The organism is Streptomyces odontomachi (assembly GCF_024435355.1).
GTDB lineage: Bacteria > Actinomycetota > Actinomycetes > Streptomycetales > Streptomycetaceae > Streptomyces > Streptomyces odontomachi.
Genome location: NZ_JAMJWG010000007.1, coordinates 319223 through 338199 on the forward strand (window position 1 = coordinate 319223; position 18977 = coordinate 338199).

The 18977-nt window shown below is 73.5% G+C and carries 16 protein-coding genes; 10 read left to right on the forward strand and 6 right to left on the reverse strand.

Annotation, left to right across the window (positions count from 1 at the left end; all coding sequences use genetic code 11):
• Positions 1–58: 58 nt before the first annotated feature.
• Positions 59–1111 (forward strand): C40 family peptidase, encoded by a 1053-nt coding sequence (locus NQO67_RS17715; protein ID WP_255950977.1) that lies wholly within the window; start codon positions 59–61, stop codon positions 1109–1111.
• A gap of 126 nt (positions 1112–1237) precedes the next feature.
• Positions 1238–2482, forward strand: coding sequence for a hypothetical protein (locus NQO67_RS17720; RefSeq protein WP_374119016.1), 1245 nt, complete (start codon positions 1238–1240; stop codon positions 2480–2482).
• A 37-nt stretch (positions 2483–2519) separates the two neighbouring features.
• Here NQO67_RS17720 and NQO67_RS17725 read toward each other — a convergent pair whose 3' ends face one another.
• The gene (locus NQO67_RS17725; RefSeq protein ID WP_374119021.1) at positions 2520–3926 is read right to left on the reverse strand and encodes a glycosyltransferase 87 family protein; all 1407 of its coding nucleotides are present in this window, start codon (positions 3924–3926) and stop codon (positions 2520–2522) included.
• A 53-nt stretch (positions 3927–3979) separates the two neighbouring features.
• Between NQO67_RS17725 and NQO67_RS17730 the strand changes: the two genes are divergently transcribed.
• Positions 3980–5131 (forward strand): glycosyltransferase family 4 protein, encoded by a 1152-nt coding sequence (locus tag NQO67_RS17730; RefSeq protein WP_255950978.1) that lies wholly within the window; start codon positions 3980–3982, stop codon positions 5129–5131.
• Between the two features lie 671 nt (positions 5132–5802).
• On the opposite strand, the gene NQO67_RS17735 is transcribed toward NQO67_RS17730, so the two are convergent.
• The gene (locus tag NQO67_RS17735) at positions 5803–7620 is read right to left on the reverse strand and encodes an AMP-dependent synthetase/ligase (RefSeq protein ID WP_255950979.1); all 1818 of its coding nucleotides are present in this window, start codon (positions 7618–7620) and stop codon (positions 5803–5805) included.
• A gap of 542 nt (positions 7621–8162) precedes the next feature.
• Between NQO67_RS17735 and NQO67_RS17740 the strand changes: the two genes are divergently transcribed.
• The 6 genes from NQO67_RS17740 to NQO67_RS17765 all read left to right on the forward strand — a co-directional run bounded on the left by NQO67_RS17740 (position 8163) and on the right by NQO67_RS17765 (position 14207).
• Positions 8163–8918: a metallophosphoesterase family protein gene (locus tag NQO67_RS17740; protein ID WP_255951031.1), complete on the forward strand. Its 756-nt coding sequence runs from the start codon at positions 8163–8165 to the stop codon at positions 8916–8918.
• A gap of 141 nt (positions 8919–9059) precedes the next feature.
• The gene (locus NQO67_RS17745; protein ID WP_255950980.1) at positions 9060–9509 is read left to right on the forward strand and encodes an SRPBCC family protein; all 450 of its coding nucleotides are present in this window, start codon (positions 9060–9062) and stop codon (positions 9507–9509) included.
• 442 nt (positions 9510–9951) lie between these two features.
• Positions 9952–11184: an ArsA family ATPase gene (locus NQO67_RS17750; RefSeq protein WP_255950981.1), complete on the forward strand. Its 1233-nt coding sequence runs from the start codon at positions 9952–9954 to the stop codon at positions 11182–11184.
• Positions 11185–11306: 122 nt separating this feature from the next.
• On the forward strand, positions 11307–12047 hold the full coding sequence (locus NQO67_RS17755) for a DUF5304 domain-containing protein (protein WP_255950982.1): 741 nt from the start codon (positions 11307–11309) through the stop codon (positions 12045–12047).
• Positions 12048–12100: 53 nt separating this feature from the next.
• On the forward strand, positions 12101–13042 hold the full coding sequence (locus tag NQO67_RS17760; RefSeq protein WP_255950983.1) for an ROK family glucokinase: 942 nt from the start codon (positions 12101–12103) through the stop codon (positions 13040–13042).
• 388 nt (positions 13043–13430) lie between these two features.
• Positions 13431–14207, forward strand: a complete 777-nt coding sequence (locus NQO67_RS17765; RefSeq protein ID WP_255950984.1) for an endonuclease/exonuclease/phosphatase family protein — start codon at positions 13431–13433, stop codon at positions 14205–14207.
• A gap of 130 nt (positions 14208–14337) precedes the next feature.
• Here NQO67_RS17765 and NQO67_RS17770 read toward each other — a convergent pair whose 3' ends face one another.
• From NQO67_RS17770 to NQO67_RS17785, 4 genes are all read right to left on the reverse strand, one after another.
• Positions 14338–15381: a CU044_5270 family protein gene (locus NQO67_RS17770; RefSeq protein WP_255950985.1), complete on the reverse strand. Its 1044-nt coding sequence runs from the start codon at positions 15379–15381 to the stop codon at positions 14338–14340.
• Positions 15374–15982, reverse strand: a complete 609-nt coding sequence (locus NQO67_RS17775; RefSeq protein WP_255950986.1) for an RNA polymerase sigma factor — start codon at positions 15980–15982, stop codon at positions 15374–15376. The genes NQO67_RS17770 and NQO67_RS17775 overlap by 8 nt, the downstream gene beginning before the upstream one ends.
• Before the next feature lie 136 nt (positions 15983–16118).
• Positions 16119–16880 (reverse strand): hypothetical protein, encoded by a 762-nt coding sequence (locus NQO67_RS17780; RefSeq protein ID WP_255951032.1) that lies wholly within the window; start codon positions 16878–16880, stop codon positions 16119–16121.
• A 220-nt stretch (positions 16881–17100) separates the two neighbouring features.
• On the reverse strand, positions 17101–17904 hold the full coding sequence (locus NQO67_RS17785) for an alpha/beta hydrolase (RefSeq protein ID WP_255950987.1): 804 nt from the start codon (positions 17902–17904) through the stop codon (positions 17101–17103).
• Between the two features lie 258 nt (positions 17905–18162).
• Here NQO67_RS17785 and NQO67_RS17790 point away from each other — a divergent pair, with 258 nt between their 5' ends.
• On the forward strand, positions 18163–18876 hold the full coding sequence (locus tag NQO67_RS17790) for a lysophospholipid acyltransferase family protein (RefSeq protein WP_255950988.1): 714 nt from the start codon (positions 18163–18165) through the stop codon (positions 18874–18876).
• The last annotated feature ends 101 nt before the right edge of the window (positions 18877–18977 follow it).

Below are 18977 nucleotides of genomic sequence, written 5' to 3' on the forward strand. Positions count from 1 at the left end.
CTCTCTGGCGTCGCAGCCCTGTACCAGGGGTGCGTCAGCGTAAGGAGAGCGACTGCCCGTGGGGTCTCATCGCCGCCTCGCAGAACCCGGCAACGACCGGCGGACCCGTGGCACCCGAGCCACCGTCCTGTCCGCCGCGACGGCCACCGCGGCCGCGGCGCTCGCCGCCGCGCCGGCCTGCGCCGCACCACCCGACCGGCCCGCCGCCGGCACCCTGGCCGAACTCGACCGGCTGTACGGCCAGGCGGAGCGGGCCACCGAGGCGTACGACCGTGCCACCGAGCGGGCCAGGACGCTCGCCGGGCAGGTGTCCCGGGCCCAGGACCGGCTGGCCCGAGGCCAGCAGCGCATCAACACCCTGCGCGGCGCCCTCGGTTCCCTCGCCGGGGAGCAGTACCGCACCGGAGGCCTCGACCCCGCCGTCCGCCTCTTCCTGTCCTCCCGGCCGGAGAACTACCTGGACCGGGCGTCCGCCCTCGACCGGGCCGGCAACCGAGCCACGGAGCGGCTGAGACAGCTCAGGGCGCTCACCCGCACCCAGGCGCAGGATCGCGACGAGGCCGTCCGTGGCCTGGCGGAGCTGGAACGCAGCCGTCGAGCGGTGGCCCGGCACAAGCAGACCGTCGAACGCAAGCTCGCCGCGGCCCGACGGCTGCTGCTCACCCTGCCGGCCGCGCAGCGTGCCGCCCACGCGGCCGGCACCACCCCGAACGCCCCGTACGCCGTCCTGGGTGCCGTCCTCGACCCGGGCGCCGCGCCCGCCTCGGCGCGTGCCGCGGCCGCCTTCGCCGCGGCCCAGTCGGCCCTCGGACGGCCCTATGTGTGGGGCGCCGAGGGCCCGGGCTCCTTCGACTGCTCCGGTCTCGTGCAGTGGGCGTACGGCCAGGCGGGTGTCGCACTGCCGCGCACCTCACAGGAACAGCGCTTCGCCGGGCGGCAGGTGCCGCTGGCGCAGGCCAGACCCGGCGACCTGGTCGCCTACCGGGCCGACGCCAGCCACATCGCCCTGTACGCGGGGCGCGGCCAGGTCATCCATGCGCCGTATCCCGGCGCGCGGGTGCGTTACGACCCGGTGGGCATGCTGCCGATCTCGTCGGTGACGCGGATCTGAGCCGCCACGCGGGGCGGACGGCGGGCTCCGGCGACACGGGAAGCACCCGCTGTCGAAGGCGCCGACCGGAACACCGGCGCCCAGGTGGACCTGAAGGGCGGCGCCGCTCACCGTACGATCGTGCCCGTGGCGGGTCGTGGGCAAGGCAAGCGGCAGGTACGACTCGGCCTTGCCCTGCTCGGAATCTGCGCGGGCGCGGCCGGTCCTGCCGGCCTGGTCGGCTGCGACCGGACCAGCACCGTCGACCCCGCCACCGGCCAGGTGCGGCAACTGCTCGACCGGCGCGCCCGTGCCGTGCTCGGACACGACGAGGCGGCCTATCTGGCCACCGCGGGCGCCGACGCCGACCCGGCCGCCGCCCGCAGGTCGGCGACCTGGTTCGGCAATCTGGCGGCCGTCCCGCTGAGCTCCTGGACGTACCACGTCACCGCCGTGCACCGCACCGGCGCCACGGCACGAGCCGACGCCGAACTGCGCTACCGGATCAGCGGCTACGACCACGCCCCGATCACCACGGCCCGCACCCTGTCCCTGCGCCGCCGGGCCGGCCACTGGTACGTCATCGACGACGAGCCCGCCGCGCACGCCGTCCAACAGCTGTGGGAGCAGGGCCGGGTGGTGGCCGTGCGCGGCGCGCACAGCCTGGTGCTCGGCGTCGGCCAGGAGACCGCCCGGCTGAAGCAGTTCGCACGGCTCGCCGACCGTGCGGTCCCCGCGGTCTCCAGCGCCTGGGGCGCCGGATGGTCGGCCCGGGTCGTGGTGCAGGTGCCCGCCTCGCTGAGCGGCATGGCGAGCCTGCTGGGCTCGCCCGCCTCCGGATACCGCGGCATCGCTGCCGTCACCACCGGCGAGGTCGGCGGCTCCGCCCAGGCGCCCGCCGACCGCGTGATCATCAACCCGGAGGCGTACGGGGTGCTCAGCGACTTCGGCCGGCAGGTCGTGCTGACCCACGAGACCACCCATGTCGCCACCCGTGCGGCCACGTCGGCCGCCACCCCGCTGTGGCTCTCCGAGGGCTACGCGGACTGGGTGGGCTACCGCCACAGCGGGCGCACCGCGGCCCAGGCCGCCCCCGAACTCCAGCAGGCGGTGCGCGCGGGCCGGGTGCCCGGCCGGCTCCCGGACGACACCGACTTCGGCTTCTCCCGGCAGGCGGCGCCGCTCGCCGAGGCGTACGAGGGCGGCTGGCTGGCCTGCCGGCTGATCGCCGACCACTGGGGCGAGGCACGGCTGAACGCCTTCTACAAGGCGGTGGGCGCCCACGACGGGCGCACCGGCGCCGTCGACGACGCCCTGCGGAACGTCCTCGGGGTGAGCCGGGCGGAGTTCACGGCACGGTGGCGGGCGTACCTGCGCGATCAACTCGGGTGAGCCGGTCGCGTGGACGGCGCGGTACGCCGGGGCGCGATCAGTCGGGGTGCGCCGGCACGGACGAGAGCCAGCGGCGCCCGTCGCCCGGGTCGTGAGCGGTCTGCGGGGCGGCGGCGGAGGAGGCTTCTGCCGTCCGGCGCGGCACGGACACGGTGCGCCGCCACAGCCGGACGCCCGCGATCACGGTCGCGGCCACCAGCAGGCCGTTGCGCAGGCACAGCAGCAGGATGCCGAAGGCGTCGCCGGCCACCACATGGCCGAACCAGATCGGGAACTCCAGCGTCGTGACCGCCGTGGCCGCCAGCACCAGCACGGCGGGCCCCGTCATCGTCGCGGCACGGCGCACCAGGCAGACCGCGGCCAGCCCGACCAGCCACACCATGTACTGCGGGCTGATCACCCGACTGGTCGTCGTGAACAGCAGCACGGCGACGAACGCGGCATCGGCGAGCGTGCCGGGCGGCCGGGCGCGCGCGGCGTACCGCCACACCAGCAGCCACGCCAAGGCCACCAGGGACAGCCCCTCGGCGACACCGCTCACCACCGCCACGTACGGCCCGAGGAACTCGATCGAGCCGTAGTTCAGCCGTACCTCGCCCGCCCAGCCCAGGTGCCGGGCCACCTGGAAGACCAGGGCGCCCAGCGACTCCACCTCCGTGCCGCGGCCCCGCTGGGCGCCCAGGAAACCGAGCGCCCCCGGCAGTGTGAGCCCCGTGACCAGCAGCAGGACCATGCCCGTGGCCACCGCCGTGCCCCAGGAGCGCACCGTGGTCCGGCCCCGCCGGGTGCCCACCAGCACCAGCAGGGGCCACACCTTCAGCAGCGCGCCGAACGCGGCCAGCGCCCCCAGCAGCCGGGGCCGTCGCGCCCCCACGAGCAGGGCCGCGACGGCGACGGCGGCCACCATCAGGTCGTACCGCGCATACCCGGTGGGACCGAGCAGCGGCACCCCGGCGACCCACACCCAGGCGCCGCGCAGCGACCCGGAGCCGCCCGGCGCGCTCTGAGCCGTCCGGCGTTCGCCCGCGCGCAGCAGCATCGCGAGCACCAGTGCGTCCAGCGCCAGCAGGACGAGCGCGAACGCGGTCGCATAGGCCAGGAAGGGCAGCAGCGCGGGGGAGAGCATGGCGAGGGCGGCGCCGGGCGGGTACTGCCAGGTGATGTCGCCGACCGGGTAGCTGCCGGTGCGCAGCACCTCGTACCAGCCGCGGTAGGTCACCGACACATCGCCGGTGACGTCCAGACCGGGGAACGGGACCGCCTTGAGCACCCAGGCCAGCAACAGGACCCGGCTGCCGACCCAGGCCGCCACCGCCCACCGTCGTCGGGCCCCACCCGCCACTGCCACCTGCTCACCTCGTCGCTTCCTGCTGCCACCCACGCCCGGGACGCCCGCGCAGCCCCGGCCCGCACAGCCCCGACGGGCGCGTGCACCCGTCATCATGCCGGGCGCTGCTGAGAGCTCCATGCGGGGACGGTTCGGTACTGTCAGCGGCGATGTACAAGACCCTGATCGTGACCAATGACTTTCCGCCCCGCCCCGGTGGTATTCAGACATTTCTCCACAACATGGCCGTACGCCTCGATCCGGCGCGGATCGTCGTCTACGCGTCCACCTGGAAGCGAGGCGCCGAAGGCGTCGCGGCCACCGCGGCCTTCGATGCCGAGCAGCCCTTCACCGTGGTGCGCGACCCGACCACGATGCTGCTGCCCACCCCACAGGTGACCCGGCGCGCGGCCGGCCTGCTGAAGGAGCACGGCTGCGCCTCCGTGTGGTTCGGGGCCGCGGCACCGCTCGGCCTGATGGCGCCCGCGCTGCGCAGGGCGGGCGCCGAGCGGCTGGTGGCCACCACGCACGGCCACGAGGCCGGTTGGGCGCAACTGCCGGCCGCCCGGAGCCTGCTGCGGCGCATCGGGGACGCCACGGACACGGTCACCTACCTCGGCGAGTACACCCGGTCGCGGATCGCGGCGGCGCTCACCCCCGAGGCCGCCGCGCGCATGGCGCATCTGCCGCCCGGCGTCGACGAGAAGGCCTTTCACCCCGGCTCCGGCGGTGACGTGGTACGCGAGAGGCTCGGCCTCAGCGGGCGCCCCGTCGTGGTCTGTGTCTCCCGGCTGGTCGCGCGCAAGGGCCAGGACACCCTCGTCCGGGCCATGCCGCGGATCCTGGCCGACCAGCCGGACGCGGTGCTCCTGCTGGTCGGGGGCGGGCCCTACGAACAGCGGCTGCGTGCGCTCGCCCGCGACACCGGCGTCGCCGACGCCGTCCGATTCACCGGCGCCGTGCCATGGGCGGAACTGCCCGCCCACTTCGGTGCGGGCGACGTCTTCGCCATGCCGTGCCGCACCCGGCGCGGCGGGCTCGACGTGGAGGGCCTCGGCATCGTCTACCTGGAGGCCTCGGCGACCGGCCTTCCGGTGGTGGCCGGTGACTCCGGCGGCGCGCCCGACGCCGTACTCGACGGGGAAACGGGGTACGTGGTGCGCGGCGCCGCGCCCGAGGCCCCCGCCGAGACCGCGGACCGGGTCCTTGCCCTGCTCGCGGACCCGGCGCTGCGCCGACGCATGGGGGAGCGCGGCCGCGCCTGGGTGGAGGCCCAGTGGCGCTGGGACCTCCTGGCGGACCGCCTCAAGCGCTTGCTCTGACCCCAGCCAAGCGCCTGCCGGCGAGGGCGCCGAAGGCGCCGTAGAGGGGCGCGGGGAACTGCGCGACGAGCCACGACGGGGCCGTTGGTTCGTCACCGTCCTGATGGGGCTGCTTCTGTCGTGTCCGGACCGCCGGCCGCTGGTGGGTTGCTCGCGCAGTTCCCCGCGCCCCTGGAGGGGCACTTCGTGCGTCCTCCAAGGGCCATGGGGCGCCGGGTGCCCGAGAGGCTCCCGGGACAGGCGCGCGCCGAAGGCGCCGTAGAGGGGCGCGGGGAACTGCGCGACGAGCCACGACGGGGCCGTCGGTTCGTCACCGTCCTGATGGGGCTGTTTCTGTCGTGTCCGGACCGCCGGCCGGTGGGGGTTGCTCGCGCAGTTCCCCGCGCCCCTGGAGGGGCACTTCGTGCGCTCTCCAGGGACCATGGGGCGCCGGGCGCCCGAGAGGCTCCCGGGACAGGCGCGCGCCGTAGGCGCCGTAGAGGGGCGCGGGGAACTGCGCGACGAGCCACGACGGGGCCGTTGGTTCGTCACCGTCCTGATGGGGCTGTTTCTGTCGTGTCCGGACCACCGGCCGGTGGGGGTTGGTCGCGCAGTTCCCCGCGCCCCTGGAGGGGCACCGGGAACCGGAAGGGCGCGCCCCGCGCGCCAAGGCCGGTGAGGCCGCTCAGGCCTCAGTTGCGATACAGCGCCTCGATCTCGTCCGCATACTCCTTCGCCACCACGTTCCGCTTGAGCTTCAGTGACGGCGTCAGATGCCCCGCCTCTTCGGTGAACTGCGACGCCAGGACGCGGAACTGGCGCACCGACTCCGCACGGGACACCGCGGCGTTGCCCTCGTCCACCGCTTCCTGGACGGTGGCCAGGAGCACGGGGTCGTCACGCAGGGCCGCCACGGGCGTCCCGGGGGGTCGGCCGTGCTCCTTCAGCCAGTGGGCCAGGAACTCCTCGTCGAGCGTGATCAGCGCGCCCACGAACGGCCGTCCGTCGCCGACCACCATGCACTCGGCGACCAGCGCGTGCGCACGGATACGGTCCTCGATCACGGCGGGCGCCACGTTCTTGCCGCCCGCCGTGATGATCAGCTCCTTCTTGCGGCCGGTGATCTGGAGGTAGCCGTCCTCGTCGAGGGTGCCGATGTCACCGGTGTGGAACCAGCCGTCGGCCAGCGCTTCCGCGGTGGCCGCCTCGTTGTTCCAGTACTCCTTGAACAGGTGCTCGCCGTGCAGCAGCACCTCCCCGTCGTCCGCGATGCGCACCACGGAACCGGGCAGCGGCTGCCCGACGGTGCCGATCTTCTGCCGGTCCCAGGGGTTGAACGCGGTCGCCGCGCAGGACTCCGTGAGGCCGTAGCCCTCCAGGACGGTGAACCCGATGCCGCGGAAGAAGTGGCCGAGACGCTCGCCCAGCGGCGCGCCGCCCGAGATGGCGTACTCGCCGCGGCCGCCGAGCACCGCGCGCAGCTTGCTGTAGACCAGCTTGTCGAAGGTCTTGTGCTTCAGCCGCAGGCCCAGGGAGGGGCCCGAGGGGGCGTCCAGGGCGCGGCTGTAGGCGATCGCGGTGTCCGCGGCCCGGTCGAAGATCTTGCCCTTGCCTTCGGCCTGCGCCTTCGCGCGTGCCGCGTTGTAGACCTTCTCGAAGACCCGTGGCACGCCCAGGATCAGGGTGGGCCGGAAGGCCGCCAGCTCCTCGGTGAGCTGCTTGACGTCCGGCACGCAGCCCAGCTTGATCGGCGCCATCATCGGCGCCATCTGCACCAACCGTCCGAAGACGTGCGCCAGCGGCAGGAACAGCAGCACCGAGCACTCGCCGGTGCGGAACAGCGGACGCAGCCGCTCCACGATGTTGCCGCACTCCGCGAAGAAGCTGCGGTGGGTCAGCACGCAGCCCTTCGGGCGCCCGGTGGTGCCTGAGGTGTAGACGATGGTGGCCGGGTCGTCGGCCTTCGCCACGGAGCTGCGCTCCTCGACCACCTCGTCGGCGACGTCCTCCCCGGCGTGCCGGAGCCGCTCGACGGCGCTGGTCGACGGGTCACCGCCGGCCGGCTCGATCTGCCACACGTGCCCGAGCGCGGGCAGCCCCTCGCGCACCGACTCCACGGCCTGGGCGTGCACGTCCTGCTCGACCACGCAGGCCACCGCCGCGGAGTCACCGAGGATCCACTGCACCTGCTCGGGCGAGCTGGTCTCGTACACCGGCACGGTGACCGCGCCGGCGCTCCAGATCGCGAAGTCCAGCAGCGTCCACTCGTAGCGGGTGCGGGACATCAGGCCGACCCGGTCCCCCGGCCGGATCCCCGAGGCGATGAATCCCTTGGCCACGGCGTGCACCTCCGCCAGGAACGCGGCGGCGGTGACGTCCTGCCAGACACCGTCCCTCTTGCGGGCGATGACGGCGACGTTCGGATGCTGAGCCGCGTTTCGGCGGACGATGTCCGTCAGATTCCCGTCCGTGGGGACCTCGTACAGGGCCGGAAGGCTGAACTCGCGCAAAACTGCTGCTCCTCATCGGGCGCCGGCGTCGGGGGAGACGGCGCGTGCGGCGCGTCCTTGGAAGGGTGATGGGCTGACGTACCTCGGTGGCGCCTCCCAGCGGCGGCGGGGGAGGTGGTGGGGGGAGAGTGGGCGATACGACGGACGGTCCAAGGCTAGTTGGGAGTCCCCCCTGCTCCTCGAGGAGCGTGAGGGAGGATGAGTCACGGGTTTCGTAGGCTGAAAAATGCTCAACCGATGACGGGCCCGTGGCTCACTGGACTGGCCGACGTTACCCATCGGTACCACCCGGGCGGTAGGGGGGCCGCTCAGATGTTTGCCGCGTCACACATCATGTCGGTGCTTCGCGCACAGTAGTCCACTCCCTCCCCTAGGAGGAAGTTGCCGCAGGTCCCACCCCGTCTGGCCGTGTTTGTTCCACCGTCGCACACGGGGGCTTAGGCTGGATCGTCATGGACGGCAGCACGGCATTCGGTCAGCGTCCGGGCGATGCCGCGCGGGGCGGGACGGCCGTGCGCCGGCCCGTCACCACGCGGGTGCACGTGGTGAGCGACGTGCATGGCAACGCCCGGGACCTCGCGCATGCGATGGACGGCGCCGACGCCCTGATCTGCCTCGGTGACCTGGTGCTGTTCCTTGACTACCACGATCACTCGCGCGGCATCTTCCCCGACCTGTTCGGCGTCGAGAACGCGGACCGCATCGTCGAACTGCGCACCGCCCGCCGCTTCGACGAGGCCCGTACCTTCGGCGCCGGGCTCTGGGCGGACCTCGGTGCCGACCCGCGCGCCGCCATCGAGAAGGCGGTGCGCAAGCAGTACGCCGAGATGTTCCCCGCCTTCCCCACGCCGACGTACGCCACCTACGGCAATGTCGACATACCGGACCTGTGGGCGGAGTACGCCGGACCCGGCACCACCGTCCTCGACGGCGAGCGGGTGGAGATCGGCGGCCGCGTCTTCGGCTTCGTCGGCGGCGGTCTGAAGACGCCCATGCGGACCCCCTACGAGATCGCCGACGAGGAGTACGCGGCGAAGATCGAGGCCCTCGGCGAGGTCGACGTGCTGTGCACGCACATCCCGCCCGAGGTCCCCGAGCTGGTGTACGACACCACGGCGCGCCGCTTCGAGCGCGGCAGCCGCGCCCTGCTCGACGCGATCCGGCGCACCCGCCCCCGGTACGCCCTCTTCGGCCATGTGCACCAGCCGCTGGCGCCGCGCATGCGGATCGGCCGGACCGAGTGCGTGAACGTCGGGCACTTCGCCGCCTCCGGCCGGCCCTGGACGCTCGAGTGGTGACACGCCCGTGCAGGTCCCGTATCCCACGCGCGGTAGCCTTCCGCTGCATGGGCGGCCGTACGGCGCGAGCCTCGGTGCGCCCGCAGCGCTGACCCACGTCCGACACCCTTGGCCGGACCCGCATCTGGAGGAGCCACGGCGATGGCGGAACACACCAGTTCGAGCATCACGATCGAAGCGGCACCGGATGAGGTGATGGACGTGATCGCCGACTTCGACCGTTATCCGGACTGGACGGGCGAGGTGAAGGAGGCCAAGGTCCTCGCCACCGACGACACGGGCCGTGCCGAGCAGGTCCGGCTGGTCATGGACGCCGGCGCCATCAAGGACGACCAGACGCTCGCCTACACCTGGCACGGCGACCGCGAGGTCAGCTGGACCCTGGTCAAGTCCCAGATGCTGCGCTCCCTGGAGGGCACCTACCGCCTCACGCCGGTCGGCGACGGCGGCACCGAGGTCACCTATCGGCTCACGGTCGACGTCAAGATCCCCATGCTGGGCATGATCAAGCGCAAGGCCGAGAAGGTCATCATCGACCGCGCCCTGGCGGGCCTGAAGAAGCGGGTCGAGTCCTCGTCGACGGCCGGATGAACGACGACCTCGCCACCGGGGCGCTTCGGCCCGGCACCGTTGCCCCGGCTCTCCCGGCCGCCGTTCGACGTCGCGTGATGCGGACGCGGCCGGACACGTCCCCGCGGGGCGGCGACGGCGCTCGGCGACGCCCGGCTCCTTCGGCCGGCCGGCGCCCGCTGGTCCGGCCGCGGCCGGTCCCGCTCCTTCGGGTCCTCCGAGACGGCGCTCGGATCCTTCGGGACGCGGGAGGCGCGTACCGCGTGCCGCACACGGTCGGCAGCCGGCGGATGGTCGGGACGCGGTACGGCGGGGCGCTGCGGGGTGGCGGCGGCGCCCGTCGCCCGGCGCGTCCCTCGCGTTCGCCGCATCCGGCGCGGCCGTCGTGCGCGACCGGTCGTCGACCGGCGGTCCGTACGGAATCGGAAACACCCCTTCGACCCGGTGACGGTGTATGCGGAGTATGCGGACGCTTCTAGTCACCGGCCCCGGCGGCGCCGGTCGCACCACCGTCGCGGCGGCCACCGCGCTGGCCGCCGCCCGCCAGGGCACTCGGACGTTGCTGCTGGCCACCGACCCCACGGACACCGTGGGCGGCGTCCTCGGCACCGGCACGGCACCCGGCCTGACGGTGCTGCGCCTCGACCCGACCGCGCGGTTTGCCACGGACCTGCTCGCCGCGCAGCAGCGCGCCACGTCCATGCTCGATCTGCTCGGCGCCGACCGCTTCGACGCCGACGAGCTGACCCCGCTGCCCGGCAGCACCGAACTGGCCCTGCTGCGCGCCCTGCGGGACGCCGCCACCGGCCCCCACGACCTGGTGGTCGTGGACCTGCCCGCCACCGAAGCCGCCCTCGCCGCCCTCGCCCTGCCCGAACGGCTGCGCCGCTACCTGCGCCGCCTGCTGCCGCAGCAGCGCCAGGCAGCCCGTGCGCTGCGCCCCCTCCTGGGGCGGCTGACGGGCGCGCCGCTGCCCACCGAAGGCCTGTACGAGACAGCGGCCCGCTGGGACGTCGAGCTGGCGATGGTGCAGAGCGTGATCGAGGATCCGACCACCAGCGTGCGGCTGGTCGCCGAGCCAGGCGAGGCCGGCGGCGAAGCCGTGCGCACCGCGGCCCTCGGCCTCGCCCTGTACGGCCTGCGGATGGAGGCGCTCGTCGCCAACCGGCTGCTGCCGGACTCCGCCGGCCCGTGGCTGGACCGGCTCGCCGCGCAGCAGCGCAAGACAGTCGACGACTGGGCCGCGACGTACGGCCCGCGGGACGACCGGCACCTGCCCGGGCATCCCGACGCCCGGCTGTACGGCGTCGGCCACCTCGGCCACGAGCCACGCGGCGCCGACGACCTCGCAGCCCTGGCCGCCGCGCCGCCCCGGTATCCGGTGGACCCGTTCGTGCCCCCGCTCGTGCCCGTGCCCCCGGCCGGAGCGCAGCGCACCGCCGCGTGGCCGGTCACCGATCGCCGTGCCGCCGACGGCGTGCTCGTCTGGCACGTTCCGCTGCCCGGCGCGCGCCGTGGTGAGCTCGACCTGGTGCGGCGCGGTGACGAACTGGTCGTCACGGCCGGCCCGTTCCGCCGCATCGTCGACCTGCCGTCCGCGCTGCGCCGGTGCACCGTCGACGGTGCCGGCCTCACCGACGGCGAGCTGTGCGTCCGCTTCCGTCCCGACCCGACGCTCTGGCCGAACCACGGCTGACGGCCGCGACGCACCCCGACGATCCTCGAACGACGGACCGTGAACCTCCGCTCCCCGGTCCGGTACCGTCGAAGGTGCGCACCGTAGATTCATCCGCAGACCTTCGCGGGAGTCAGACCGCCATGAGCGAAGCCGCCGAGCGCCCGGAGCACAGCCGGGACCCCGTAGAGCCGCGGGATGCCGCCCGCACCCCGGAAGAGCACGGGGCCCCCGCCGCCGACCCGGGACCCGAACCCTCCGGTGCCGAGGACGCCCGCACCAAGGGCCCCGGAGCCGAAGACGCACGTTCCGCGTCCGAAACCGCCGGGACCCGGCCGTCGGAGCCGGCCGCGTCCGGCTCGGCGTCGCAGCCCGACGCCGACGCCTGGGAGACGGCCTGCGCGGAGGACCTCGCCGCCGAGCGGGCCCGTCGCCGCGCGCAGCACGGTCCACCGCCCGGGTCGGCCGCCGAGGAGTTGCGGCGGCTGCTGGACGCCGTGGCCGACCGGATCTCGGGCCTGTCGAGCGGCGCGGCGCCGCTGTTCGGGATGGCCGCCCAGGGCGCGGCGCAACAGATGGTGCAGCAGGTCGTCCGGCAGGCCAAGGCCGCGGTGGAACCGGTCATCGAGCGCAACCCGAACGTCTTCGACCATCTCGCCGCCGCGGGCACCGAACTGCTCGCCGCCTACCGCTCCGCGGTCTCCGCACAGGAACAGCGTTGGACCCGCACCACCCCTGCCGGGCGGCCCGGAACCGAGCCCGCCGCCGACGCCGCCGAAGATCACGCCGACCCCTCGGGCCCCCAGGACCACCGCCGTCACGGCGACGGCCGTGACCACCCGGACGACGGCCCTGGGCCCGGTGAACACATCGACCTGGACTGACGCCCCTCGGGTACGGTTGGCCGTAGCGGGGCTCGACCGGAACTGAGGGACACATGGGACTCACCATCGGCGTGGACATCGGCGGCACGAAGATCGCGGCCGGAGTGGTCGACGAAGAGGGTTCGATCCTGGAGACACACACCGTGCCCACCCCGCCCACCGCCGAGGGCATCGTCGACGCGATCTCCGCGGCCGTCACCGGCGCGGGCAAGGGGCACGAGATCGAGGCCGTCGGCATCGGCGCCGCCGGCTACGTGGACGACAAGCGGGCCAGCGTGCTCTTCGCGCCGAACATCCAGTGGCGCCACGAGCCGTTGAAGGACAAGGTCGAGCAACGCGTCGGCATGCCGGTCGTAGTGGAGAACGACGCTAACGCCGCCGCATGGGGCGAGTACCGCTTCGGCGCCGGCCAAGGCCACGAGGACGTCATCTGCATCACGCTCGGCACCGGCCTCGGCGGCGGCATCATCATCGGCAACAAGCTGCGCCGTGGACGCTTCGGCGTGGCCGCCGAGTTCGGTCACATCCGGGTGGTGCCGGACGGCCTGCTGTGCGGCTGCGGCAGCCAGGGCTGCTGGGAGCAGTACGCCTCGGGACGCGCCCTCGTCCGCTACGCCAAGCAGCGTGCCAACGCGACCCCGGAGAACGCCGAGATCCTGCTCGGCCTCGGCAACGGCACCCCGGAAGGCATCGACGGCCGCCACGTCAGCGAGGCGGCCCGGCAGGGCGACCCGGTGGCGGTCGACTCCTTCCGCGAACTGGCCCGCTGGGCCGGCGCCGGTCTCGCCGACCTCGCCTCCCTCTTCGACCCGTCCGCGTTCATCGTCGGCGGTGGGGTCTCCGACGAGGGCGAGCTGGTCCTCGACCCGATCCGCAAGTCCTTCCGCCGCTGGCTGATCGGCGGCCAGTGGCGTCCGCACGCCCAGGTACTCGCGGCCCAACTGGGCAACAAGGCCGGTCTGGTCGGCGCGGCGGACCTCGCCCGTCAGGGCTGACGCCCCGTCGGCCCCGCCAGGCATGGGGCGCCTGGCCCAACGGGTAGGGCGCCCACGGCGCGCGCCACCCACCATTGCCTGGTGGTCCGGACGCGACAGATGCAGCCCCTGTGGGGCGGTGGCGACCTGACGGTCTCGTTGTGGCTGATCGCGCAGTTCCCCGCGCCCCTTTGCGGGCACTGCGTGCCCGATTGGGGGCGTCCCGCGCGCGCAACCCACCACTCCCGGTGGTCCGGACACGACAGAAGTAGCCCCTTTGGGCCGGTGGCTACCCGCAGGGTCGTGTCGTGGCTGATCGCGCAGTTCCCGCGCCCCCAGCCCTGGCCGGGGGCGCCCCCAACCGGGGGTGCTGGCCGAGATACGGGGCGTACCCCGTATCTTGATCCGCATGCCCGCCCGTACACCGTCCACGACCAGGTCGATGCCTGACTCCCGTACCGAGCCGGACGGTTCGGTCGTCGTCCGGGTGCTCAGCTACAACATCCGGTCGATACGGGACGACGTCGACGCGCTGGCCCGGGTCGTCCGGGCCTGTGCGCCCGACCTCGTCCTGCTCCAGGAAGCGCCCCGGTTCTTCCGGTGGCGCAAGAAACTGGCCCGGCTGGCCTCCGCAGCGGACCTGGTGATCCTCTCCGGTGGTGCGCCCGCCGCGGGGCCAGCGCTGCTCTGCTCGCTGCGCGCCACGGTGGAGCGCACCGAGGACGTCCTGCTGCCGCTCACCGCGGGCCGGCACCGGCGTGGCTTCGCGACGGCGGTGGTCCGCTTCGGGCGGGCCCGACTCGGCGTCCTCAGCTGCCATCTCTCGTTGGACGCCGAGGAGCGCCACGTCCAGGGCGGACTGCTGCTGAAGCAGCTCGACGGGCTCGGCGTCCCGTACGCCGTCGCGGGCGGCGACGTCAACGACCGGCCCGACGGTCGGACGTTCCGCCGGCTCGCGGGTGCGCTCCAGGACTGCTGGGCGGTCGCGCCCTGGGGAGCGGAGCACACCCTGCCGCCGGCGGCACCGCGGCAGCGCATCGACGCGATCTTCGCCACGCACGGCGTGGAGGTGCTGGCCTGCGGGGTGCCCGTGGACCTGCCCGGCGTCAGCCAGCGCGACCTGCGAGCGGCCACGGACCACCTTCCGGTGCTGGCCGCGCTGAGGATCCCGGCGACCGGCGACTGAGCAGGACCCGACCGGCGGCGCACGAGCCGGCGGGGCGGGGAGCAGAGCCAGCGGGCCGGGAGCCATAGCCCCCGGCCCGCTGTTCCGTCCTGTCGACCGCGATCCCCCCGGTCCGCGGTCGACGGGTCACCTACGGGCGCTGCTTGACCCGGTCGGTGACGGCCCAGCTGTCCAGGTAGGACAGCTGGATGTAGGTCTTCTTGGCCTTGCCCTTGTGGTCATCCGAGGTGCGGATGTCCCGGAAGCCCAGGAAGGCGTACGTCGTCGGGTTGAAGATGAACCAGCTGTCGGAGTTGCCCATCTGGCTCTTCGGGTTGTCGTAGACGATGGCCACTCCGGTACGGCCCTTGGCGTCCTTCTGGCCCGGTACGGCCTTCACCCCGGGCACCATGCCGAGCGCCTCGTACGCGGCGGGACGCAGCCCTTCGGGCATCACCGGGACCAGCTTGAGCAGCCCGGAGAGGGCGAACTCGACCGAGTCCCAGTCATCGGTGGACAGATCGTCGATCGTCTGGCCCTTCTGGGGCGGCAGCCCGAAGTTCGACGCGGCCAGGATGAGCTGCTCCGGGTCCGTCGGCAGTGCCTTGAGGGTGGACCACTTCTGCGGCGGCCACTCCGATTCGCCCTTCCCCAGCGGTGGCGCCCACCAGCCGTGGCCGATCTCCATGATCCAGGAACGCTTCGAGCCGTCCACGGAACGCCAGTTCTCGTCGGTGTACGCCTTCGTGGCCCCGGTCGCCTTGTCCGTCTCCTTGATGATCTCCTTGGTGTAGATGAACTGGTCGTCGCGCGGCACGACGGCCTTCTCGTGCTTGCGCTCGTAGGCCGCCGCCCTGTTCAACACGGTCTGGGCGCTGACGTCCTGCATCGCGGGGGTGTGCGTGCCGCCCGTGGTGGGCTGCCCGGAGCCACCGCCGTCGTTCAGGTTGACCAGGACCGTCGCGGCGAGGGCCGCGGCGACCGCGCCGCTGACGAGGGTGCGCAGCAGCGGGCTGCGCCACAAGGGGCGCCGGATGCCGGCCCGTCCGCCGGACTTCTGGCCCTGCTCGTTCATCGCGCGCAGCAGGCGGGTCCTGGCCCGGTGCCGGGCGTCGGTGTCGAGCGGGTCTGCCCCCGCGTCCCAGTTGCGCAGTGCGTCGAGCTCCCTGCTGCGGGACTCGTCGAGTTCAGTCATGGGCGTGTGCCTCCCGGAAAGCTGTCGGATCGGATCCGCCCAGTGCTTCGCGCAATGTGCTGCGAGCCCGGTGCAGTCGGGACCTGACCGTGCCGACCGGTACCCCCAGCGCCTCGGCCGTCTCGTGGTAGTCGAGATCGGCCCAGGCCACCAGCAGGACGACATCGCGCTGCCCGGCCGACAGCCGGGCGAGGGCAGCCGCCAGGTCCGGACGCGCCCGCTGGGCACCGGCCCGCGCCACGGCCAGGTCGGCGACGTGTTCCGCGTCGTCGACCGGGGCGGGCAGCTGGGCCAGCGCTTTGAGCCGGCGGGCCTCGGCCCTGCGGTGGCGGCTGATGAGGTTGGTCGCGATGCCGAACAACCACGGGCGGGCGTCGGCCCGTCCGAGGTCGTACCGGTGACGCTGCCGGAAGGCGGTGATGAAGGTCTCCGACATCAGATCCTCCGCTGCCTGGGGACCGAGCCTGCGTGCCACGTAACGGTGCACGCTGTCGGCATGCCGGTCGAAAAGGGCAGCGAACTGCTCGGGCTCGTCCCGGGACCGCTCGATCGCTCGGGCGTCGCTCTCCTCACTGGTGTGGACGCCCGATTCGACGGTCATCGGGGCTCCTTTCGTTCGTCTGAACGCCTCGAAGGCTTGGGCTTTCACCCTTCCTTCGCCGCAGAACCCGAAGCGGTTCCATGGGAGTTCGGACGATCGCGGGCTCAGATGATCGTGGGCTCAGATGATCGCGGGCTCAGACGACCGCACCCCGGCCGGGGTCGTCGTCGTCCTCGTCACCCGGGTTCATCCGGATCACCAGGGTGACGAAGCCACCGACGAGGCCGCCGATCCCGAGGGCCGTCAGCCACCAGGTCATCTGCCAGCCCAGCAGCACCGCGAGCAGCATCAGCAGCGGGCCGCCGAGCACGCCGAGCCAGGCGAACTTGGCGGTGGGCTCGGCGGCGGGCAGCGGGGGCGGCTCCGGCGGCACGAAGTGGCCCTCGTCGTCCTCGTCGAAGTCGTCGTCGGACGGGCTGGAGGGTGTGTAGTCGCGCGGGCCGACGCCGGGGGCGAAGACCACGGAGCCGCCGAGTGGGCGGGTGGGGCCGCCGGCGGGGCCATCGGTCCGGTCGGCGTCCCCCTCGGTGTCGTCGTCGGACTTGGGCCGGTCCGCCGCCCCTCGCTTGCCGGGGCGCCCACCAGTGCCGTCCCAGTCGTCCACGTCGCCGTCGGGGTCCGGCTCCAGCAGGGCCAGGTTCTCCACGGAGCGGAACGGCCGTGCGCCCGGCGGGTCCGGGGGCTCCGCGCCGTAACCGGCGATGATGGCCTGCCAGGCGGCCTCCTCGTCGAAGCCCGGGTCGTCCGGCCCCGGGTCGTCCGGCCCCGGGGCCGGACGGTCGGCGGCCTTCCTGCCGGCTCGCCGCCCGGTGACCGGCGCCTCCGCGACGGGTTCCGACGCAGTGGGCTCCGGGGCGCCGGGCTCCGGGTCGACGGGCTCCAGGACGGCGGGTTCCACGGCCGTGGGCTCCGCTTCGGCGGGCTCGACGCCCTCGGCGCCGGAGGCCTCGGTGCTCGGCAGCACGGCCTCGCTTCCCGCCCGCTCCGCCCCCTGGCCCTCGCCGGGGGCCGGGACACGGGGCGCCGCGGCACCGGCGGGCTCCACGGGTCCGTTCTGGTCGGGACCGGCCGGGGTGTGCCCGGCGCCGGGTGCGGGGTCAGGTCGCTGCTCGTCCGGCTCAGTCACCGGCGGCCGTCCCTTCCGTGCCGGAGGCGGGGGCGAGCCGGCTGACGAACGCCAGGGTCTCCTCGAAGATCCGCTCGGCGTCATGGTCCAGCGTCGCCACGTGGTAGCTCTTCTCCAACAGGCACTCCGTGACGTCCGTGGACGACACCCGGCTGAGCACCCGCGCGGAGTCGGCCGCCGGCACCACATGGTCGCGCGTGCTGCGCAACAGCAGCAACGGCTGGGTCACCTGGGGAAGTTCACCGTCCACCAGCTGGAAGAAGCGGCGCAACGAGTGCGCGGCGTGCAGCGGTACCCGGTCGTAGCCGATCTCCCCGCCACCCGGCTTGGCGATGTCGTCGATCAGGCCGCGTACCGAGGGGACGAGATGCCGTACGACGGGCAGGAAGTGGGCCGCCACGCCGTGCACCTTGATGCCCGGGTTGACGACGATGACCCCGGCCACCGCGTCGCCGTGCTTCGCCGCCAGCCGCAGCGCCAGCGCGCCCCCCATGGACAACCCGGCGACGAAGACCCGGCTGCACCGCTCACGCAGCGCCCGCAGGGCGCGGTCCACCTCCGCGTACCAGTCCTGCCAGCCGGTGAGCTGCATGTCCTCCCACCGCGTGCCGTGCCCCGGCAGCAGTGGCAGGGACACCGTCAGGCCGTGCTCGGCCAGGTGCTCCGCCCACGGGCGCAGCGACTGGGGCGTACTGGTGAAACCATGGCAGAGGAGGACGCCGACGTCACCGCCCTCGTGGTGGCACTCCCCCGCTGCCGGGGGAGTGCCACCATCTGCTCCAGCGACTAGGGGCACCTTCCGCTCTCCTGTTCGTCTGCGTGCGCGCGTGCGGCCCGCGGGATCGTGGCGGCGCACTCGGCCGACGGCCGAGGCGTACCCGGCCGCGCCCACCGGTGAGGCCTCCTCACGGTACGCGACCCCACCGGCACCGGCCAGGTCCGCTGGCCGGTGGACCTACGGCCACGGCTGCGTCGGCCGTCGGCGGGTAAGGTCGACTTGACGCTGGGGGTGACGCCCAGGCCGGCTGCGGCCCTGGGGGAAGGAGGCACCGGTTTGATCTACGGCGCGATGAAGCTCTCCCTCGGGGGATCGCTGAAGCTTGCCTTCCGACCCTGGGTGGAGGGCCTGGACAACATTCCGGCCCATGGCCCCGCCATTCTCGCCAGCAACCATCTGTCGTTCTCGGACTCCTTCTTCCTGCCCGCCGTGCTCGACCGCAAGGTCACCTTCATCGCCAAGGCCGAGTACTTCACCACACCGGGCATCAAGGGCCGGATGACCGCCGCCTTCTTCAAGGGCGTGGGACAGCTGCCGGTGGACCGTTCCGGGGCGCGCGGTGCGGGGGAGGCGGCCATCAAGAGCGGTATCGACGTGCTGCGGCGCGGTGAGCTGTTCGGCATCTACCCCGAGGGCACCCGCTCGCCCGACGGCCGCCTCTACCGCGGCAAGCCGGGCGGCCTCGCGCGGGTGGCGCTGGCCACCGGGGTGCCGGTCATCCCGGTGGCGATGATCGACACCGAGAAGATCCAGCCGCCCGGCAAGGTCGTACCGAAGCTGATGCGTCCCGGCATCCGCATCGGCGAGCCGCTGGACTTCGGCCGCTACCAGGGCATGGAGCACGATCGCTTCGTGCTGCGGGCGGTGACCGACGAGGTCATGTACGCCATCATGAAGCTCTCCGGCCAGGAGTACGTGGACATGTACGCGACCGCCGCCAAGCGCCAGCTGGCCGAGGCCGCCAAGCAGGAGAAGGCGCGGCGAAGCTGAGTAACAGCGGGCGGTGGCCCGGCCGGACCGTCAGCGTGCGCTACGGCGACCGGGGCCGTACCGTGCCGCGCGTGCGGGCCGCGGGCCGCGGCAGGAGCCGT